Consider the following 4,903-nt stretch of genomic DNA (forward strand, 5'->3'; position numbering starts at 1 on the left):
ATGCATATGATTGTAATGTATGGGGCAGTAAGTTTGCTGATGGTTTTTACTGTATAGGTCATGGACAGGGAGGGGTATACCGTTCTGGCCAACCAGCCCAAAAAGTAGGTGAGTATTTTACTAGCGGTTATATGCTTGGTTTAAATGGCGGCGATATGTGGTTCACTGGACCTGAGCAAAGAAATATCTCCCGAGTGTTAGAAAAGCCGACCGTAAATAGCCCAACCGTTGAAATGGTTTACACGTTCCGCAGTTTGAAAGGTGGTAAACGAGTGGAGAAATCCGGCTTTGGTTTTGGTTTTAGCCGTTATGTTCTTGAACACAGTGCAACGGAAAAATGGAGTGACTCATTATATCCGTTGCCGAGTTACCGCGATCTGGAAAAAGCGAAGGCGGTTTTAGAGGCGCGCAACAATGGCTAGAGCGAAAATCGAGAAAAAGTCTTGGTATTAAATTATTCGTTGTAGTGCAGATGTGAAAATAAAAATAGATAACAATGGATAAACAATGAAAAAGAAACGACTACTTGGCTTAGGTATGGTGACCGTCATGGTGGCCAGCGCAGGTTATTATTTTACTAAGCCTTATTTTGCAGAAAAAGCCCGCATAGAACTGTTAGCTGAGCAGCTTGAGTGGCGAAGGGGGGATGCTACAGAGTGGATTTATGATACAGATTTTGAATTACCTAAAAGACCTAAAATAGCGGATTGGAATATTGAGAATGTGGCACTTCCTCAGGTGCTATTTATGATTGCCAACCCAGACGATGAGTCACAAGTCAGTTATTGGGCATTAAATATTGACGGCACTAACCCTCAGCTACTGATTCCTGAAGGCGTGCTACCTCCCACGCCTTGTAGCGGTACTATCGATTATGGCATCTATATGTCACGTTCACCGAATGGCCGTTATCTTATTATCCCTCAGGAAGAGGGCACGGTGTTGTATGACTTAGACAACGGTGAAATCACCCCGCTGGGCAAGGTTTCGACATCAATTCATGATGTCATGTGGGATAAAGACAGTACTCAAGTTGTGGTAAAAAAAAGAGATGAACTCATTTTAGTCAAATTAGACAATAAAAAGGTCATTAACTTTGACGAGGTGAATGGCCCACTGGCAAGGCGAGCAGCGTCCTTTGGGCAGGCTTATATGAACCAGTCCGAACAACAGATATATCTAAGTTTTGATAATGATGTCGCTGGGGATTTCTCTTGTGGGATCACTGAAGAGTTTATTGAAACGTTTGGCGACAGAGGCTTGCCGACCTGTGGCAATACCTTTGTTATTGATGCTAAAACGTTAAAACTTGTTGACCGTGGTGAATTTACCCCGAATGCATATGATTGTAATGTACGGGGCAGTAAGTTTGCTGATGGTTTTTACTGTTTGGGAAATAATGGCGGCGGCGTATACCGCGCAGGGCGACCTTCTCAAAAAGTAGGTCAACATTTTACGCGCGGTTACATGCTTGGTTTAAATGGCGGCGATATGTGGTTCACTGGATATGAGCAAAGAAATATCTCCCGAGTGTTAGAAAAGCCAACCGAAAATAGCCCTACTACTAAAATGGTGTACACACTAGGTGCTGTTCAAAATGGTAAAAGAGTGGAATTATCAGATTTTGGCTTTGGTTTTAGCCGCTATGTTCTTGAGCACAGTGATACGGAAAGCTGGAGTGATGCATTATACCCGTTGCCGAGTTATCGCGATCTAGAAAAAGCGAAGGTGGTTTTAGAGGCGCGGGATTGAGTCTGAACCCTTAGTGCCAACGTTAACGATGGTTATATCAGCGCTTTTATTTCGGGGGCGATCCAGAGGCCATTTTATTATGGGATTTGTCGTTTGATGCCTCAATATTTTTAATATATCTCATAATATTGTGAATTTTGTTTAAGCTCACAGGTTAATTGCCATTACTAATAGCCTACTCACGGTGCTATCTTTTGTGGTTGTTATGCTTATTTTTGCGCTCAGAATAACTATTTGCATGGTTATTCTGGCGGTGTGGTCGTTTTTTGCACCTAATTGAAATACATCCAATAAGTGAGTAATATCGTCGGACCAAATCGTACTCGTAAGCCTTATCAGCTTAAATATCACCGCAGCCATATTGACGATGTTGGTTGTGGAGAATTCAAATGCACTCAGTTTGCAAATTTATACCCAGCTCGAAGTTAACCCCCAACGAGCTACCTTATGTTCTTACACCCGATGAGTGTATAGGGCGTTTTTCGCGTGTTAGAAATACCAATGATATCGCCGGACAATTGCCTCGCATGATGTCTGAGCAAATTTCCATGTCGGCTAAAAAGTCCACTAACACCCTTCTTGATGCTGTGCGAGCAGAGCTAATCAAGGGTAATTGGATTGGTCTTTCATCATTCTCACGCCGTTCACCACTGAGCGCGACTCAGCTGCAAGCGTTTCCGCGGCTAAAAGCGCGTATTGATACGCTTTCTGCCTCTGGTCAAACTAAGGTTCACAATGCGGGTTACCAGCAAGTGGTCGACGACGTCCATTTGGTGCGCAATTACAACTATGTGCCCGTCGAGCCAAGCCCTGATCATAAAATTGTGGTGGAATTTGCTGGGCAATGGTTAAACAATGCGGCGTGTCTGATGTTAGGTAAAACAGATGAGCAGAAAGAAAAAATCGCCATAGGTAAGGCTGACGCGGAGAATGCGCACCGTAGCCTTGCGACGTTCAAAGATTTGGCGGTGGAAGGAAAAACCCTATACATCAAGATCCCATGTACTGATCAACCAACCCCCATTTTGCTGAAACTGGCTGATAACCTTCAACCTGTTGATAAAGAAATCCAAATGGCGGAATGGGATAATGTGCTAGTGCCCGTCAGGCCGCTCGCTTATCTGGATAGCAGCAAAAACAAAGCAAAAGCCTCTGAATTACGCGGTGGGTATCTGTATGTGTTCTGGAAAGGTAAGCTCTGGCGTGAAATGGCCATCACCGACAGAGGGTATTATCAGGATATTGATGTTGAGTATTACCGGACAGTAAATAGCGAAGAAAAGAAAAAACAGATACCTGCTGTTATACCACGAGATGTGTCCGGTTTTGCCATGCCGCAATTTTGGGTGCCATACAAAATCGCCGGTGAAGTGCAACAGGGTGAAAATGGCCTAAAGATTGTCTTTTCCCCTAACCAGAAGCGCTTTAGCCAGATTGAAGCATTAGAATCTGACAGTGCAAGGTTGGATAAAGCGAGCACTTCTCTTGATGAGTTAGGTAGTTACAGTGACGCGCAGTCCTTTAGTGTTCAGGCGTTTACTTCAGACGTGGATAGCGCCACGGTTCATCGCGTTACCGAAGATGACATGCCGTGGCTTACTGATCAGCAGGCCGTTGTACGCAGCTTTGATAAAAGTAACACCGTGGTTGCTTACGTGGATGGCAAGAATAGCGGTATGTTGTTTCGAATTGATGTGGGAACCTCTGGGCTTACGGCGCTCAATACCCTCTATATTATTGATCATAATAGTGATTACAGGGATATTTTCGACTTAGCGTTCTATCAAGGTGATGACCATGATTGGCAGCAGGCATATTTGAGTGGTTTGCCACCAGAGGGGGTTTTTACTATTTCATTGGTCTGTGACCAAGATCCAGACAGCCGTCATGTGCTGTTTAATCAGGTCGCTTATCAGGATTTATTTGCAGAGCCTGACGAGTTTGAAGAGGCCGAGCCCGCGAAACAATCAAATGAATCCCCTAAGGGTGTCAGCAATGACGATAAGCAACGTTATGAATCCTTGATGTTGGATTGGTCGTTGTAGTGCAGATGTAAAAATAAGAATAGATAACAATGGATAAACAATGAAAAAGAAACGACTACTTGGCTTAGGTATGGTGACCGTCATGGTGGCCAGCGCAGGTTATTATTTTGCTAAGCCTTATTTTGACGAAAAAGCCCGCATAGAATTGTTAGCGGATCAACTAAGGTACCGTGAAAAAGAGCCTAGACATTACAGTAACAAATTTCGCAATGTTACAGGAGGCCGTTGGCATTATGCATATTACTTTGATATACCCAGTGATCCTGAAGTGGCGGATTGGAACACCGAGAATGTCAAACTTCCGCAAGTGTTATTTACGATTGCCAACCCAGACGATGAGTCACAAGTCAGTTATTGGGCGTTGAATATTGACGGCACTAACCCTCAGCTACTCATTCCTGAAGGTGTGCTGCCACCCACACCTCATAGCGGCACCATCGATTACGGGAAATACATGTCGCGTTCACCGAATGGCCGTTATCTTATTATCCCTCAGGAAGGGGGCACGGTGTTGTATGACTTAGACAACGGTGAAATCACCCAGCTGGGCAAGGTTTCGACAACAATCCATGATGCCATGTGGGATAAAGACAGTACTCAAGTTGTGGTAAAAAAAAGAGATGAACTCATTTTAGTCAAATTAGGTAATAAAAAGGTCATTAAATTTGACGAGGTGAATGGTCCACTGGCAAGGCGAGCAGCATCCTTTGGGCAAGCTTATATGAACCAGTCCGAACAACAGATATATTTAAGTTTTGACAATGATGTCGCTGGGGATTTCTCTTGTGGGATCACTGAAGAGTTTATTGAAACGTTTGGCGACAGAGGCTTGCCGACCTGTGGCAATACCTTTGTTATTGATGCTAAAACATTAAAACTTGTTGACCGTGGTGAATTTACCCCGAATGCATATGATTGTAATGTATGGGGCAGTAAGTTTGCTGATGGTTTTTACTGTATAGGTCATGGACAGGGAGGGGTATACCGTTCTGGCCAACCAGCCCAAAAAGTAGGTGAGTATTTTACTAGCGGTTACATGCTTGGTTTAAATGGCGGTGATATGTGGTTCACTGGACCTGATCAAAAAACCATTTACCGAGCACTAG

Annotated in this window: 3 protein-coding genes and 1 pseudogene; all 4 read left to right on the forward strand. The window is 43.9% G+C overall.

Annotated features, from left to right (window positions below):
* Nucleotides 1–422 (forward strand): annotated as a pseudogene (locus L4D12_RS25090) (hypothetical protein); the annotation flags it as partial.
* Nucleotides 423–507: 85 nt separating this feature from the next.
* A complete protein-coding gene (locus tag L4D12_RS25095; protein WP_428450549.1) occupies nt 508–1,752 on the forward strand; it encodes a hypothetical protein in 1,245 nt (414 codons plus the stop codon).
* Nucleotides 1,753–2,141: 389 nt separating this feature from the next.
* Nucleotides 2,142–3,797 (forward strand): hypothetical protein, encoded by a 1,656-nt coding sequence (locus L4D12_RS25100; protein WP_428450550.1) that lies wholly within the window; start codon nt 2,142–2,144, stop codon nt 3,795–3,797.
* A 40-nt stretch (nt 3,798–3,837) separates the two neighbouring features.
* A partial coding sequence (locus tag L4D12_RS25105; protein ID WP_428450551.1) for a hypothetical protein occupies nt 3,838–4,903 on the forward strand: 1,066 nt, incomplete at its 3' end.

The sequence above is a fragment of the Photobacterium nomapromontoriensis genome, from assembly GCF_050336815.1.
Classification (GTDB): domain Bacteria; phylum Pseudomonadota; class Gammaproteobacteria; order Enterobacterales; family Vibrionaceae; genus Photobacterium; species Photobacterium nomapromontoriensis.